Annotated in this window: 15 protein-coding genes; 10 read left to right on the forward strand and 5 right to left on the reverse strand. The window is 74.8% G+C overall.

What is annotated here, in order from left to right; genetic code table 11:
- Positions 1 to 27: 27 nt before the first annotated feature.
- From K7854_RS14280 to K7854_RS14290, 3 genes are read right to left on the reverse strand one after another with little or no spacing between them, the layout of a single operon-like run.
- Positions 28 to 378: a DUF8129 domain-containing protein gene (locus K7854_RS14280; RefSeq protein ID WP_226026844.1), complete on the reverse strand. Its 351-nt coding sequence runs from the start codon at positions 376 to 378 to the stop codon at positions 28 to 30.
- A 49-nt stretch (positions 379 to 427) separates the two neighbouring features.
- Positions 428 to 790, reverse strand: coding sequence for a DUF6479 family protein (locus K7854_RS14285; protein ID WP_226026845.1), 363 nt, complete (start codon positions 788 to 790; stop codon positions 428 to 430).
- A 37-nt stretch (positions 791 to 827) separates the two neighbouring features.
- Positions 828 to 1226, reverse strand: coding sequence for a ChaB family protein (locus tag K7854_RS14290; RefSeq protein ID WP_226026846.1), 399 nt, complete (start codon positions 1224 to 1226; stop codon positions 828 to 830).
- A gap of 155 nt (positions 1227 to 1381) precedes the next feature.
- Between K7854_RS14290 and K7854_RS14295 the strand changes: the two genes are divergently transcribed.
- The 5 genes from K7854_RS14295 (at position 1382) to K7854_RS14315 (ending at position 6916) form a co-directional block, all read left to right on the forward strand.
- Positions 1382 to 1759 carry a four-helix bundle copper-binding protein gene (locus K7854_RS14295; protein WP_226026847.1) on the forward strand — a complete coding sequence of 126 codons (378 nt, stop codon included), beginning with the start codon at positions 1382 to 1384 and terminating at the stop codon, positions 1757 to 1759.
- 40 nt (positions 1760 to 1799) lie between these two features.
- Complete coding sequence (locus K7854_RS14300; protein ID WP_226026848.1) at positions 1800 to 2696, forward strand: oxygenase MpaB family protein; 897 nt, start codon at positions 1800 to 1802, stop codon at positions 2694 to 2696.
- Between the two features lie 22 nt (positions 2697 to 2718).
- Entirely contained in the window at positions 2719 to 4998 is a 2280-nt protein-coding gene (locus tag K7854_RS14305) for a serine/threonine-protein kinase (protein ID WP_226026849.1), read from the forward strand.
- A gap of 73 nt (positions 4999 to 5071) precedes the next feature.
- A complete protein-coding gene (locus K7854_RS14310; protein WP_226026850.1) occupies positions 5072 to 6643 on the forward strand; it encodes a phytoene desaturase family protein in 1572 nt (523 codons plus the stop codon).
- An 81-nt stretch (positions 6644 to 6724) separates the two neighbouring features.
- On the forward strand, positions 6725 to 6916 hold the full coding sequence (locus K7854_RS14315; protein ID WP_226026851.1) for a DUF2795 domain-containing protein: 192 nt from the start codon (positions 6725 to 6727) through the stop codon (positions 6914 to 6916).
- 33 nt (positions 6917 to 6949) lie between these two features.
- On the opposite strand, the gene K7854_RS14320 is transcribed toward K7854_RS14315, so the two are convergent.
- A complete protein-coding gene (locus tag K7854_RS14320; RefSeq protein ID WP_226026852.1) occupies positions 6950 to 8725 on the reverse strand; it encodes a serine hydrolase domain-containing protein in 1776 nt (591 codons plus the stop codon).
- A gap of 174 nt (positions 8726 to 8899) precedes the next feature.
- Between K7854_RS14320 and K7854_RS14325 the strand changes: the two genes are divergently transcribed.
- The 5 genes from K7854_RS14325 (at position 8900) to K7854_RS14345 (ending at position 13339) form a co-directional block, all read left to right on the forward strand.
- Positions 8900 to 10399 (forward strand): acyl-CoA synthetase, encoded by a 1500-nt coding sequence (locus K7854_RS14325; RefSeq protein ID WP_226026853.1) that lies wholly within the window; start codon positions 8900 to 8902, stop codon positions 10397 to 10399.
- Between the two features lie 76 nt (positions 10400 to 10475).
- Positions 10476 to 10718 (forward strand): DUF397 domain-containing protein, encoded by a 243-nt coding sequence (locus tag K7854_RS14330; protein ID WP_030182473.1) that lies wholly within the window; start codon positions 10476 to 10478, stop codon positions 10716 to 10718.
- A gap of 83 nt (positions 10719 to 10801) precedes the next feature.
- A complete protein-coding gene (locus tag K7854_RS14335; protein ID WP_226026854.1) occupies positions 10802 to 11710 on the forward strand; it encodes a universal stress protein in 909 nt (302 codons plus the stop codon).
- 470 nt (positions 11711 to 12180) lie between these two features.
- Positions 12181 to 12783, forward strand: a complete 603-nt coding sequence (locus K7854_RS14340) for an ABATE domain-containing protein (RefSeq protein WP_226026855.1) — start codon at positions 12181 to 12183, stop codon at positions 12781 to 12783.
- 58 nt (positions 12784 to 12841) lie between these two features.
- The gene (locus K7854_RS14345) at positions 12842 to 13339 is read left to right on the forward strand and encodes a hypothetical protein (RefSeq protein WP_059297308.1); all 498 of its coding nucleotides are present in this window, start codon (positions 12842 to 12844) and stop codon (positions 13337 to 13339) included.
- Between the two features lie 22 nt (positions 13340 to 13361).
- Here the strand turns inward: K7854_RS14345 and K7854_RS14350 are convergent, their stop codons facing one another.
- On the reverse strand, positions 13362 to 15299 hold the full coding sequence (locus tag K7854_RS14350) for an N-acetylmuramoyl-L-alanine amidase (protein ID WP_226026856.1): 1938 nt from the start codon (positions 15297 to 15299) through the stop codon (positions 13362 to 13364).
- Positions 15300 to 15310: the final 11 nt, after the last annotated feature.

A 15310-nucleotide genomic window follows, 5' to 3' on the forward strand; every position in this document is an offset into this window, starting at 1 on the left:
CCGCCGGTGCCGGAAACTACGCCCCGGCTAGGTACGGTCACCCTTCGGCTTGCCCCGCTGGTCCGGAGTGCCGTGCGGCGGCGGGGAGAACGGCTGCGGAGAGGTCGCGGGCGACACCGGGGAACCGGAGCGCCCCCGCTCCTGCTCCGGGCGCACGGCACCCGGGTCGCCGCCGGACGGCTCGGCTCCGGAGCGCAACTGATCCAGCCGGGCCGACAGGACCTCCGTGGCCGGGACGCGGTCGGCGTGGGAGCGCTCGTAGGCCAGCAGCTGCTCCACCTGGTGCGCGTCCAGCGACCGGATCCGGCTCTCCAGTCCGCCGATCGGCAGCTGGTCGTAGTCGGGCAGGGGCAGGGTGTGGCGAGCGGGGTCCGCCATGGTTCTCACTTCCTCTGTACGGCACCTTGCTTGCGCGGGCCGACGGCCGTCAGCGCCGTCCGCCCGGGCCGCCGCTGCCGAAGGAGCCGCTGCTGCCCTCGTCCCAGCGGGGCCGCTCCTGGTCGGAGGCGGTACGGCTGCCCTGGTGCCCCATCTCGTGCGGCAGCGTGCGCTCGTCGCTGCGCGGCATCTCGTCGGGTTCCCGGCGCTCCCGCTCCTCGTGGACGGGACCGCCGTCGGGCACGTGGGGCTGTTCCTCGGGCCGCGGGGGCGGCGGCTCCCGGCGCTTTTGCCGGCTGCCGAAGGCGAACGCGCCGATCAGCACGGCCACCACCACCACGGCGGCGACGATCAGCCAGACGGCGAGTGCGCCGGAGCCGCCCGCGGCCAGGTCCATCCATGCGTTGGTCATGGAGCGCGGGTACCCCCGGCCCGCGTGACCAACCTGCTCACCGCGACGCCCGCGTGCGCGAGCGGTTGGCCTTCCTGATCGCCGCGAGCAGGTCCGCCTTCGACATCTTCGAGCGGCCCGCCACGCCCAGCCGCCGGGCGACGCCGTACAGGTGCTCCTTGGACGCCTTCTCGTCGACGCCCTCGCCGCTGCGTCCGCCCCGCCCGCGGGGCCGCCCGGACTGCGGGTCGGAGGGACCCTTGCGGCCGCCCTCCTTGCGCTCCCAGTGGTCGCCGACCTTCTCGTACGTGTGCTTGAGCGCCCCGTAGGCCACCCGGTGCGCCCGCTCGCCCTCGCCGTACTCCTCGACCGCCGAGTCGTGGGCCTTGATCCAGGTGCGCCGGGCCGCCTGCGAGGAGCGTTCCAGAGTCGACGGCAGTTCCTGTCGTCCCGGCATGTCCGTGCACCTCCGTGCGTCGTACCGGCTCGATCGCCCCGCCGGCCGCGGGGCGGTCCACGGGTGCCCCCGCCCCACGGCGGAAAACGGTCCGCAGCCCTTGGAAACACCGGGCCCGGCGGTTTGGCGCCGCAACCGGCGGCAACCCGCGCGGTGTGACATCGACGACGACTTCCCAGCAGGAACTGTTCCGCTTCCTCGAGGACCGCTTCGCGTGCGCACAGGCGTGCACCGAGTGCGCCCGGGCCTGCGCCCTGCGGGCGAGCCTCGTGGACCCGGACGGGACCGAGAACCAGGAACTCGTACGGCGCAGGGGCATCATGTGCGCGGAGGTCTGCGACGCGACCTGCCGGGTGCTGTCCGAACAGAACCAGGTGGACGAGGCCGCCATCCGCGCGCAGCTGGAGTGGTGCCGCCAGGTGTGCCTGGAGAGCGCGCACGTCTTCGACGACCACCCGGGCGCCGAGGAGAGCGCACGGGCCTGCCGCGACTGCGCCCGCGCCTGCGGAGAGTTCCTGGCCACCCTGCGCTGAGCCCCTGGGGGCGCGCGGCGTGACGCGCTAGCCTGCCCGTATGGCGGCGACGGACGGCGACCCGGGGCTCTTCGGCCCGCGCTCCGTGACCTGGCAGGCGCACAGCGACCCGATGATGTGGGTGGCCGGCATCCGCGCCCTCTACCTCCAGGCCCTGCACCCGCGCGCCGTGCGCGGCGTGATGCAGAACAGCGACTTCCGGCGCGACGCCTGGGGCCGGCTGATGCGCACCGCGGGCTTCGTCGGCACCACGACGTACGGCACCACCGAGGCCGCCGAGCGGGCCGGCGCCCGGGTCAGGAAGATCCACCGCATGCTCGGCGCCACGGACCCGGACACGGGGGAGCGCTACGGCGTCGACGAGCCCGGCCTGCTGCTGTGGGTGCACTGCGCCGAGATCGGCTCCTACCTGCACGTCCTCGGCCGTTCCGGATTCCCGCTCACCGACGCCCACGCCGACCGCTACCTCGCCGAACACCGGGTGAGCGCCCGTCTCGTCGGCCTCGACCCCGGCTCCGTCCCCGCGGACCGGGCCGAGCTGGCCGCCTACTTCACGCGGGTGCGGCCCGAACTGGCGGCGGGTCCTGAGGCGCACGAGGTGGACGACTTCCTGCGCCGCCCGCCCGTCCACCCGCTCCTGGTCCCGGCCCGGGAGCTGCTGTGGCGGCGGGTCGCCCGTCTCGCGTACGACTCACTACCGCCGTACGCGCACCAGCTCTACGGCAGACCGGCGCCCCCGCCCGCCACCGTCACCCGCCGGCTGCGCCTCACCGGCGCCCTGCTGCGCCGGATCCCGGCACGTCTGCGCTGGCAGCTGCCGCCCCGGCACATCCTGAACGCCATGGCCCGGCTCGGTCCGGCCGCGCGTCCGGCGCCATACAAAATCGGACGACAAGCGGCCATACTGGACCGGCCAGGGGAGGGCGGCGCGGACTGAACCACGGGGGCGGGGCGAAGTCATGGGGGACGACACGCTGATCCAGGGCCGGTACCGGCTGCTCGAGCGGATCGGGCGCGGTGGCATGGGCGAGGTCTGGCGGGCGCGGGACGAGTCACTGGGCCGCGGCATAGCCGTCAAGTGCCTCAAACCGCTGGGCACGCAGCACGACCACTCCTTCACCCGCGTCCTGCGGGAGAGATTCCGGCGCGAGGCCCGGGTGGCCGCCGCGCTCCAGCACCGCGGGGTGACCGTCGTCCACGACTTCGGTGACTGGGACGGCGTGCTCTTCCTGGTCATGGAGCTGCTGGAGGGGCACGACCTGAGCCGGCTCCTGGAGGAGAACAGGGGCCACCCGCTGCCGGTGGCCGACGTCGTGGACATCGCCGAACAGGTCGCCTCCGCGCTCGCGTACACCCACGAGCAGGGCATCGTCCACCGCGACCTCAAGCCCGCGAACATCGTGCGGACCGCCGACGGCACCGTGAAGATCTGCGACTTCGGCATCGCCCGGCTCGGTCACGACGCGGGCTTCACCGCCCGGCTGACCGGTACCGGCATCGCCATGGGCACCCCGCACTACATGTCGCCCGAACAGATCGGCGGCGACGAGGTCGACCGGCGCAGCGACCTGTACTCCCTGGGCTGCGTGCTCTACGAGATCGCCACCGGCGCCCCGCCCTTCGACCTCGACGACGCCTGGGCGATCCTCGTCGGCCACCGCGACACCGAGCCCGCGCCGCCCCGCACCCGCCGCGCCGAACTACCCGGCTACCTGGACCGGATCATCCTGGACCTGCTGGCCAAACGGCCCGAGCAGCGCCCCGACGACGCCCGCGAACTGGGCCGCCGGATCACCGCCGGACGCACCGGACGTCCCGGACGCGCGGGACGTCCCGGACCGGCGCCGGTGCCGGCCCTGGCGACCGCCCGGCCGCGTTCGACCTCGCCGGTCGAGGAGCGCGCCGGGCTGCCGTCCTGGACCCACGGCATGACCACCGGCCACAAGGCGACCGGCACGAGCGGCCTGCGTGTCACGCCGCCGGACCCCGGGGCCGGCCTGTCCGGCGCGTGGATCCCGCGGCCCGCCGGTGACCGGATCGCTGGTGACCGGAGCGTCGGTGAGCGGCCCGCCGGGCCCGCCCCGGGCGAGGGGCCGCACTCGGCGCCCGAGGCCGTCGCCGCTCTGGCCGCACGCCACCGGACGGGGCTGAGCCTGGGCCGGCTCGGCCGCTGGGAAGAGGCCGCCGAGGTGCACCGCGCGGTCGCCGCCGAGCGCGAGCGGCTGCTCGGCGCCGACCACCCCGACACCCTCGCCAGCCGCTACGAGGCCGCCTTCACCCTGGGCCGCACCGGCCACGCCGCCGAGGCGCTGCGCGCGTACAAGGGCGTCGCCGAGGCCCGGATCAGGCTGCTGGGAGCCGATCACCCCGACACCCTCGCCGTCCGTCAGGAGATGGCCTACACCCTGGGCCGACTGGGCCGCCACACCGACGCGCACCAGGTGTACACGTCGGTCCTGACCGCCCGCGAGCGCACCATGGGCGCCGACCACCCCGACACCCTGCGCTGCCGCCACAACCTGGCCTTCAACCTCGGGCGGCTCGGCCGTACCGAGGACGCCCTGCGGACGGCCCGCGAGGTGGCCGCGGCCCGCGCCCGGGTCCTGGGCCCGGACCACCCGGACACCCTCGTCACCCGCTACGAGGTGGCCTACGAACTCGGACGGCTGGACCGCTGGCAGGAGGCCCTGGCGACCTACCGCGACGTCGCCGCCGCCCGCGCGCGAACGCTCGGCCCCGATCACCCCGACACCCTCGCCGCCCGCTACGAGACCGGCGTCGCGCTGGGCCGCCTGGGCCGCTGCGCCGAGGCGCTGACCGTGTACGGGGAACTGATCGCCGACCGCTCCCGCGCCCAGGGACCCGAGCACCCCGAGACGCTGCGCGCCCGGCACGGCCTGGGCGTCAACCTCGGCCGGCTGGGCCACTGGGAGGAGGCCCTGGCCGAGGCCCGCGAGGTGGGCGCGGTCCGCGGCCGCGTCCTGGGCCCGGATCACCCGGACACCCTGGTCAGCCACCGCGAGGTCGCCGTCGCCCTGGGCTGGCTCGGCCGCTGGTCGCCCGCCCTCACCGAGTACCGCCTGGTCGCCGCCGCCCGCGAACGGCTCCTGGGCCCCGATCACCCCGACACCCTCGTCGCCCGCGACGACGAGGCCCACTGCCTGGAACGGCTCGGCCGCGCCACCGAGGCCGCGGACCTGTACCGCCGGATCGCGGCACTGCGCGCGGCGGCACACTGACCGCCGGCGGCGGCCGCCGCCGGTGCCCGACGGCGGGCTGGCCGCCCCCGACCGGGCCGTGCTACCAAGAGCCATGACGACCCCGCCCCGCACCTCCCGCACCTATGACGCCGTCGTCGTCGGCGGCGGCCACAACGGCCTGGTCGCCGCCGCCTACCTGGCCCGGGCCGGCCGCTCCGTGCTGGTCCTCGAACGCCTGGACCACACCGGCGGGGCGGCCGTGTCCGCCCGGCCGTTCGCCGGGGTCGACGCACGGCTGTCGCGCTACTCGTACCTGGTCAGCCTGCTGCCCGGGAAGATCGTGCGGGACCTGGGCCTGGACTTCCGGGTGCGTGCGCGCTCCGTCTCCTCGTACACGCCCGTCGAGCGCTCCGGGCGGCCCACGGGGCTCCTGGTCGGCGGCGGCGAACGCCGCACCCGCGAGTCCTTCGCCCGGCTCACCGGCTCGGAGCGGGAGTACGCCGCCTGGCAGCGCTTCTACGCCATGACCGGCCACGTGGCCCGGCGGGTGTTCCCGACCCTCACCGAACCGCTGCCCACCCGGGACGAACTGCGCCGCAGGGTCGACGACGAGGCGGCCTGGCGCGCCCTGTTCGAGGAGCCGGTCGGTGTCACCATCGAGGAGCACTTCGCCGACGACCTGGTCCGGGGCGTGGCCCTCACCGACGCCCTGATCGGCACCTTCGCCGACGCCCACGACCCCTCGCTGGTCCAGAACCGCTGCTTCCTCTACCACGTGATCGGCGGCGGCACCGGCGCCTGGGACGTGCCGGTCGGCGGCATGGGCGCCCTCACCGACGCGCTGGCCGCAGCGGCCCGCGCCGCCGGTGCCGTGCTCGCCACCGGTCACGAGGCGGTGCGGATCGACGCCGACGGCCGCACGGCCGAGGTCACCTACCGCACGGCCGACGGGGAGGGCGTCGCCGCCGCCCGCCACGTCCTGGTCAACGCCTCCCCGCGGGAACTGGCGGCGCTCACCGGCCAGGCGCCGCCCCCGCCCGCCGAGGGCGCCCAGCTGAAGGTGAACATGCTGCTGACCCGGCTCCCGCGACTGCGCGACCCCGAGGCCGACCCGCGCGAGGCGTTCGCCGGGACCTTCCACATCGCCGAGGGCTACCGGCAACTGGCCGCCGCGCACGCCCGGGCGGCCGCCGGTGAACTGCCGGACGCACCGCCCTGCGAGATCTACTGCCACTCGCTGACCGACCCCACGATCCTCGCCCCCGGCCCGGCCGCCGCGGGCATGCACACCCTCACCCTGTTCGGCCTGCACACACCGGCCCGCCTCTTCGCCCGGGACAACGACGCCGTGCGCGCCGAACTCCTGAAGTCGACCCTCGCCCAGCTCGACGCCCACCTCGCCGAGCCCCTCGCGGACTGCCTGGCCACCGACGCCGAGGGGCGGCCCTGCATCGAGGCCAGGTCGCCGCTCGACCTGGAGCGTGACCTGCGGCTGCCCGGCGGCAACATCTTCCACCGCGAGCTGTCCTGGCCGCACGCCCAGGACGGCACCGGCCACTGGGGCGTGGAGACCGGGCAGGCGAACGTCCTGCTGTGCGGCGCGGGCGCCGTGCGCGGGGGAGGGGTGAGCGGGGTGCCGGGCCACAACGCGGCGATGGCGGTACTGAACGGCACCGGTGCCTGACGGGCGCATGCGCGGCACGGGGCCGGGTACCGCGACATAACGGAAATTCCGTACCCGATACCCTCGCACGAAGGAGCAGTCATGGCGGACCTCAGCCCCATCGACCTGCAGAAGGCCCTCAACGGCATGGACTACCCGGCGGACAAGAAGTCGCTGGTCGACCGCGCCCGCAAGAACAACGCCGACGACAACGTCGTCAGCCGTCTCGACGGTCTGAAGGAGAACAGCTTCGACGGTCCGAACGAGGTGCAGAAGGCCGTCTTCAACCGCTAGCGGTCCCGTCCCGCCCGCCGGGCTCCCGCCCGGTCAGTCGGCCGACGCCGTCCACCCCACCGTCTCCACGCGAGCCGCGTCCGCCGGGCGCGCGTCGTGGAACAGGACGTCGCCGGCCGCCTCCACGCGCAGCCCGTCGACGTACGCCCCGCGGCCCACGTACAGCCGGTCGGTGGTGTACCGCCAGCGCAGGATGAGCCCGCGGGCGGCCGGGAGACCGGCGCTCAGCCGGTGCCAGACGCGTCCCGACCAGCCGGTCGCCGAGCCCTCCGGATGCTCCCGGGGCGCCTCGCCGCGGCGCGTGGTGGTGAACGGGACCGGCCGCCAACCGGCGCCGCCGTCGGTCGAGGCCTCCAGGACCAGGGTGTCCGAGCCGGGCTCGGTGTCCCACCACAGCGCGCAGCGCAGCCGGGCCCGGCCCGCCGACGTGTCCAGGGCGGGCAGCGTGAGCGTGGCCGTGGCGGAACTCGCCGTCCCCGAGAACCACGCCGTGCGCCCGTCGGCCGGCCGGACCGGCACCGCCCGCGCCAGGCTGGTGCCCGCCGCCACCCGGGGAGCCGACCCGGAACGCCAGCCGCGCACCGGATGGACGGAGTTGCCGAGGACGACGAGGAACGAGTCGGTCGTCGGGTCGAGCACCAGAGAGGTGCCGGTGAACCCGGTGTGTCCGGCCGTGCGCGGTGTCGCCATCGCGCCCATGTACCAGTGCTGGTACAGCTCGAAGCCCAGGCCGTGTTCGTCGCCGGGGAAGTCGGTGTTGAAGTCGGTGAACATCAGCTCCACCGACTCCGGGCGCAGGATGCGGGCCCGGCCGTAGGAGCCGCCGTTGAGCAGCGTCCGGCCGAGGACCGCGAGGTCCCACGCCGAGGAGAACACCCCCGCGTGACCGGCGACGCCGCCGAGGCTGAAGGCGTTCTCGTCGTGCACCTCGCCCCACACCAGCCCGCGGTCCAGACCGGACCAGGGCTTGCGGGCGTCCTCGGTGGCCGCGATCCCCGGGCGCCAGGAGGCGGGCGGGTTGTAGCGGGTGCGGGTGAGACCGAGCGGCTTCGTGATCTCGTCGCGCAGCAGCGCGTCCAGGGTGCGGCCCGTGATCCGTTCCAGCACCAGCTGGAGCGAGATCATGTTCAGGTCCGAGTACAGGTACGCCGTACCCGGGGCGTTCACCGGGGCCTCGTCGTAGACGAGTTGCACCTTCTCCTCGTACGTCGGCGCGGCGTACAGCGGGATCCAGGCCCTGAACCCCGAGGTGTGCGTGAGCAGGTGACGGACGGTCACGCCCTGCTTGCCCGCCCGGCCGAAGTCCGGCAGGTACGAGGCGACCGGCGCCTCCAGCTCCAGCGCGCCCCGCTCCAGCTGCTGCACGGCGAGGATCGAGGTGAACAGCTTGGAGATCGACGCGAGGTCGAACACCGTGTCCTCGGCCATCGGGATCTGCTCACCCGCCGGGAACTCGACGCCGGTGTCGGTCGCCTCGTCGTAGGCCCGGTAGCGCACCGCCATGCCGATCGGCTCGTGCAGCGCCACCGTGCCGCCCCGCCCGGCGAGCAGCACCGCGCCCGCGTACCACGGGTGCACGGGAGACGGGCCGAGGAACGCCTCGGCGTCGGTGACGAGCTGGCGCAGATGGCCCGGGAGCAGTCCGGCGCGTTCGGCGGAACCGCGCCGCAGAGTGGGGCGGCGGCCCTTGTCGGAGACGGCCGCGGCGGGCCCCGCCGCGAACGGAGCGATGGCCAGGGCACCCCCCAGGGCCAGGGCGCCGGCGCCCAGTTGACGCCGTGTGCATCCGTTCGTCGCCTGACCGGCCATCGAAGAGTCTCCCGCCGCCGAAGCTGAAAGTATCTTTCCCGGATCGCCGTGCGGGGTGAAACTTTCCTGTCAGCGACGGGCCGTGTCAATGGGGCGTACGGAGGTCGGTACGCGGAACCGGACGGGCCGGGCGCACCGCTTGACCCGTCCCCGCGACCGGCCGAGGATCAGGTCATGACGCCCGGACACGGCAGCACGGTCGACGGGGTGCTGCGGCGCAGCGCCCGACGCACTCCGGCACGCGTCGCGGTGGAGTACCGCGACCGCACCTGGACGTACGACGAGCTGGACACCGCGGTCTCCCGGGCGGCGGGCGTCCTGCTGGGCCAGGGGCTGTCCCCCGGCGACCGGGTCGCCGCGTACGGCCACAACTCCGACGCCTACCTGATCGCCTTCCTGGCCTGCGCCCGCGCGGGCCTGGTGCACGTCCCGGTCAACCAGAACCTCACCGGCGACGACCTCGCCTACCTCGTCGGCCAGTCCGGCAGCACCCTGGTCCTCACCGATCCCGACCTCGCCGCCCGGCTCCCCGGGGCGACCCGCACGCTGCCGCTGCGCGACGCCGACGGCTCGCTGCTGGCCCGCCTCGCCACGGCACCGGCGTACGACGGGCCCGAACCGGGCGCCGAGGACCTGGTGCAGCTGCTCTACACCTCGGGCACCACCGCACTGCCCAAGGGCGCGATGATGACCCACCGGGCGCTGGTGCACGAGTACCTGAGCGCCATCACCGCCCTGGACCTCCGGGCCGGCGACCGTCCCGTGCACGCGCTCCCGCTGTACCACTCGGCGCAGACCCATGTCTTCCTGCTGCCCTACCTGGCGGTCGGCGCGACCAACATCGTCCTGGACGCGCCGGACGGCGACCGCCTCTTCGACCTGATCGAGGCCGGCCGCGTGGACAGCCTCTTCGCCCCGCCCACCGTGTGGATCGGCCTCGCGAACCGCGCCGACTTCGCCACCCGCGACCTGACCGGCCTGCGCAAGGCCTACTACGGCGCGTCGATCATGCCGGTGCCCGTCCTGGAGCGGCTGCGTGCCCGCCTGCCGCACCTGGCTTTCTACAACTGCTTCGGGCAGAGCGAGATCGGTCCCCTCGCCACCGTCCTCGGCCCGGACGAGCACGAGGGCCGCATGGACTCCTGCGGCCGCCCCGTCCTGTTCGTCGACGCGCGCGTGGTCGATGAGGACGGCAAGGACGTGCCCGACGGCACCCCCGGCGAAGTCGTCTACCGCTCCCCGCAGTTGTGCGAGGGCTACTGGGACAAGCCCGAGGAGACCGGGGCCGCCTTCCGCGACGGCTGGTTCCACTCCGGCGACCTGGCGGTACGGGACGCGGACGGCTACTACACCATCGTCGACCGGGTGAAGGACGTCATCAACTCCGGTGGCGTCCTGGTGGCCTCCCGCCAGGTCGAGGACGCCCTCTACACGCACGACGCCGTCGCCGAGGCGGCCGTGATCGGCCTGCCCGACGAGCGGTGGATCGAGGCCGTCACCGCCGTCGTCGTCCCGCGCGGCGAGGTCAGCGAGGAGGAGCTGATCGCGCACGCCCGGGAGAAGCTCACCGCGTTCAAGGCGCCCAAGCGGGTCCGGTTCGTGGACGCCCTGCCGCGCAACGCCAGCGGGAAGATCCTCAAGCGGGAGCTGCGGGACCGCTTCGCCGGTTCCTGACGCCGCGACGGCCTGTCGGCGGTCGGACCGGATCGCTAGGCTGGCCGCGCACGACGACACCGGGAGGAGCACGGACGTGGCCGAGAGCACCACCCACCAGCGCCCGCTCATGGGCTGGGACAAGCCGGAGCTGGATCTCAGCAACGCGCAGTGGCAGTCCAGCAGCCGGGGCCTGGGGGATGTCCAGATCGCCTTTGTCGAGGGGTTCATCGCCATGCGGAACAGCGGCAGCCCGCAGAGCCCCTCCCTGATCTTCACCCCGGCGGAATGGGGCGCGTTCGTGTCGGGAGCGCGAGAAGGGGAGTTCGACCTCACCTAGCCACCGCGGGGTGCGCCGACCGGCCGAACCAGGGTGTTCGCTCGGCCGCCGGGGGGAAGTCCGTACTCCGGAGGTGAGGACCCATGAGCACCAGCACCCTGCCGGTCATCGCGGCGGTCGACGGTTCCGAGGACGGACTGCGCGCCCTGGACTGGGCCCTCGACGCCGCCCACCGGCGCGAGGCACCCCTGCGGGTGGTGCACGTGCGCCAGTACGCCGCCTGGGCCCAGACCGACGTCCTGGTGGCGGGCCCGCCCGACACCGCCGAGGACCCGGCGCTCGACCAGGCCCGCGCACACCTTCAGGGACGGGCCTTCGCGGTCCCCACGGAGTACGTGGGCATGGAGGGCGTGCCGGGCGCCCTGCTGCCGGAACTGGGCGCCGACGCCCAGCTGCTGGTCCTCGGCTCCCGGGGCCGGGGCGGCTTCACCGGCCTGCTGCTCGGCTCCAACGGCATGGCCGCCGCCCGCGACGCGGAGTGCCCCGTCGTGGTGGTGCCCCGCCCCGGGCGCGAGGTCCACGGCGAGGCGCCGGACGAACCCGGTCCGCGCGTGGTGGTGGGCCTGCACGTGGACAGCCCGGACGACGCCACGCTGTCCTTCGCCTTCACCGAGGCCGGGCTGCGTGGCGCCCGCCTCCAGGTGGTCGCCGCCTACCCGTGGCCGGTGCAGACCTGGGCCGCCGCGGGGCAGATGATGCCCCTGGTGATCGACGAGGTCTCCGTCGAGAGCGAGACCCGCGTCCTGGCCGACGGCCTGCTCGCCCCCTACCGCACGCGTCACCCCGAGGTCCGGGCCGACACGTGGGTGGTTCCCGGTGACGCCGCCGGAAACCTGGTCGCGTCCTCCAAGGACGCCGACCTCGTGGTCGTCGGCCGTCACCGCCGGCGCCTGCTGGCTCCCGCCCGCATGATGGGCTCGGTCACGCACGCGGTGCTGCTGCACGCGGCGGCCCCGGTCGCGGTGATCCCCCCGGCCCCGCCGGAGGAGTGACCGCGGGAGGCACAGGGCGCCGCCAGCAGGGACACGGCCCGACAGCCGGGACCTGGCTCGGCAGGAGGGGCACGGCTTGGCAGGATCGGCATGGCCTGGCAAGAAGGGCACGGCCCGTCTGGCAGGGGGCTGTGGTCCCGCCAGGAAGCGCACGGCCCGCCAGGCGGAAGGCCACGGCCCGGCAGGAGCACGCAGTCGGCCCGCCAGTAGGGGGGGGCACGGCTTGGCCGCAGGTGCACGTCCCGCCAGGAGGACACGGTCGGTTAGCAGGAGGGGCAGGGATCCGTCCGGATGGGGTACGTCCCGCCAGGAGGGGCACGGTCCGCCAGGAGGGCACGGACGCCAGGAGGGGCAAGGGCCCGTCTGGCAGGAGGGGCGCGGCCTCGCAGAGGGGCGCGGTTCCGCAGGATGCGCGCGGTGTGGCGGGAGCCGGTGCGGCGCCCCGCTCGCGGCTGCCTATCATCGGCCCCATGCAGGACTCGCCCCGCACGGACACCCGGATCGCGCTCGCCCTCGCGCTGACCGTCCGGCACGACGGGCACGGCGGGATCGCCGACGACCTGACCGACCCCGCCGGGCTCACCGCCTGGGTCGCGGCGCACCCCGGCGCCCTGCCCGGCGCCGAGGTCTTCGCGGCCGACGCCTCCACCCTGGCCGCCGTACGGGACGTACGGGCCGCCGCCCGCGCCCTCTTCGCCCGCGCCGTGCGCCCCGGCGAGCCGAGCCCCGCCGACGCCGCCCGGCTGCTGCCGGTGCCCCAGGCCCTGCGGCGGCTGAACGAGGCCGCCGCCCGTACCCCCACGGTGCCCGTCCTGGACTGGGCCGACGCCGCCGAGCCCGTGGTCCGCGCCGCACCCGCGCAGGGCGCCCGGGCCGACCTCGCCGCCGCCCTCGCGCGGGCCGTGATCGGCTTCCTCGCGGGGCCCGACCGGCAGCGGCTGCGGGCCTGCCACGCACCGCGCTGCGTGCGCTACTTCGTCAAGGAGCACCCGCGTCAGGAGTGGTGCACACCCTCCTGCGGCAACCGGGCCCGGGTGGCCCGCCACCAGGACCGGCACCGGCGGGCCGGATAGCCGGGCCGGGCAGCCGCCCGCACGTCGCCCGCGGCCCTCGGCCACGTACCATTGCGGCATGTCGTTCCTCCGCCGCCGCAGCGCCACACCCGCCGGGCCCGACTTCGACGTACTGGCCATGGACCCGGGCGACTGGCCCGGCAATCTCGGCGCCGGCCTGCTGCCCGCGCCCGACGGCAGCTGTCAGGGCGTCTTCCTGCGCTACGACCTGTTCGGCGGCCGCGGCCCCGCGATGATCATCGGCAACCTTCCGGAGGGTTCCCCGGCCCGCGAGGTCCCCGAGGGCGAGATCCCCTTCGAGGTGGCCCAGCTGCTGCTCGCGCTGGAGAACGACGAGGAGATCACCGTCGTCGGCGCCGAGGACGTCCCCGTGATGCAGGGCGACAACCTGCTCATCGTGCGTCGGCTCAAGCTCTCCGAGGGCCGGATCTCCTGCGTGCAGTTCGACCGCAGCGACGGCGTCCTGGTGACCATCGCCGCCTGGGACCGCCCCATCACCGACGACCTGTACGCCCTGCTGAAGCCGCTCCCGGCGGAGCTTTTCCAGCAGGGCTGAGACCCGGCGCCCCGCCCCGGCCCTACCGCGCGGCCGAGAGCGTCACGTCGGCGGCGCGCACGAACGCGACCCGGTGGCCGTACTGGATCTCGTAGTACTGGTCCTTGCCGGTCACCACCCGGTGCGAGGCCTCGTCGAAGGTGACCGCGTAGTAGTACTCGCCGGGCACCTTCTCACCGACCACGTACTTCTGGCCCGCGGGCAGGGTGTACGGCAGCGGCGACACCGCCTGGGCGGGCACGTCCGCCGGGTAGGCGGCCTTCTCCGGGTACGCGCGCCCGTACACCGGGACGCTCGCGAGGCCCTTCCGCGGGGTGATCACCCGTCCCGACGCGGGCACCGCCGCCGGGCTCTTCGGCGGGTTGTGGAACCACGCCTTCTGCCCCAGGTACCAGATGGCCGTCCAGTCGCCCCACCGGTCGGCCACCGCGTACTGCTGGCCCGTGGAGACCCGGGAGGACAGGTCGTTCACCCCGGTCGTCGGAGTGCTGCCGAGGCCGATGTCCTTGATCAGCGGCGCGTTCACGTCGTGGTCGGAGTAGAGCCGCACCTCGCTGGAGCCGTGCGCCGCACAGGGCTCACCCGCCGTCTCGCAGCCGGTGTACACGGGTCGGTTGGCGTCGTAGTCGGGGCGGATCGTCACCAGCGCGGACTTCTTGCCCGCGGTCGGCTCGAAGGGGCGGCCGAGCAGCTGGAAGTAGTGCCGCCAGTCCCAGTACGGGCCCGGGTCGGTGTGCATGCCCGGGATCGTCGCCGTGGTGGTGCCGGGGACGTTGTCGTGGCCGAGGACGTGCTGCCGGTCCAGCGGGATGTCGTACTTCTTCGCCAGGTACTTCACCAGCCGCGCCGACGACCGGTACATCGCCTCCGTGTACCAGGCGTCCGGCTCAGCCAGGAAGCCCTCGTGCTCCAGGCCGATCGACCCGGCGTTGACGTACCAGTTCCCCGCGTGCCAGGCCACGTCCTCGGCCTTCACGTGCTGGGCGATGTGGCCATCCGTGGAGCGCAAGGTGTAGTTCCAGGACACATAGGTGGGGTCCTGCACCATGTTGAGCACCCCGTTCCAGGTGCCCTCCGTGTCGTGCACGACGATGTAGCGGATGCGCTGGGAGGCGGGCCGGCTGCCCAGGTCGTGGTTGCCGTAGTCGCCGTCGCCGAACTCCTCGTACGGCGCGGGGACCCACTCGCAGGACACCGACGTCGGGCACTCGGTGCCGGCCGCGGACGCGGCACGCAGGCCCGCGTCGTCCAGCTGCGAGACGTCCGGCGCCACGTCGGGGCGGGCGGCCAGGGAGACCCGCTGACCGGCGTCCGTGGTGCGCCGCTCACCCGTACGGATGACCTCGTACACGTCGTCCGCGTACGCCGCCGCCGTCGCGGAGTCCTCGGCGCCCGAGAACCGGGCCACCGCCGCGTACCAGTCCGCCGGGTCGGCACTGAGCGGCTCGCCCAGCTCCCGCTGCGCGGCGGCGAGCAGCGCGGCACCGCCCGACACGTTCGCCGCCGGGTCCGTGCGCAGCGCCTCGGGGCTCAGCCCGGTCAGCTCGGCGGCCCTGGGCAGGGTGGTGAGCCGGGCCGGCAGCTCGGCGGGCTGCGCGGCCGCACCGCCCGCCGGGTGCAGCGCGGGCCGCGCGTCGTCGCCGCGAGGGTCCTCGGCGCCCTCGCCGTGGTGCGACGCCCCGGCCAGGGCCGTACGGGCGTCGGTGAGGTGCAGCGGGCCGTAACCGCCGGTCACGCTCGGCGCGCCGCCGTGCGCGTCCCAGCGGGACTGGAGGTAGGAGACGCCGAGCAGGACGCTCTGCGGCACGTGGTACTCGGCCGCCGCGGCGGCGAACGCCCGCTGGAGGCGGTCCGGGGCGGGAGGCGCGTCCGGGGGCACGGCGGCGGACGGTGCCGCGCCGAGCAGCGGCAGCAGCAGTGCCGCGGTGGCCAGGGCGGGCACGACGGGGGATCCTCGCAAAGCGGCCTCCT

Source organism: Streptomyces hyderabadensis, assembly GCF_020404845.1.
Classification (GTDB): Bacteria; Actinomycetota; Actinomycetes; order Streptomycetales; family Streptomycetaceae; genus Streptomyces; species Streptomyces hyderabadensis.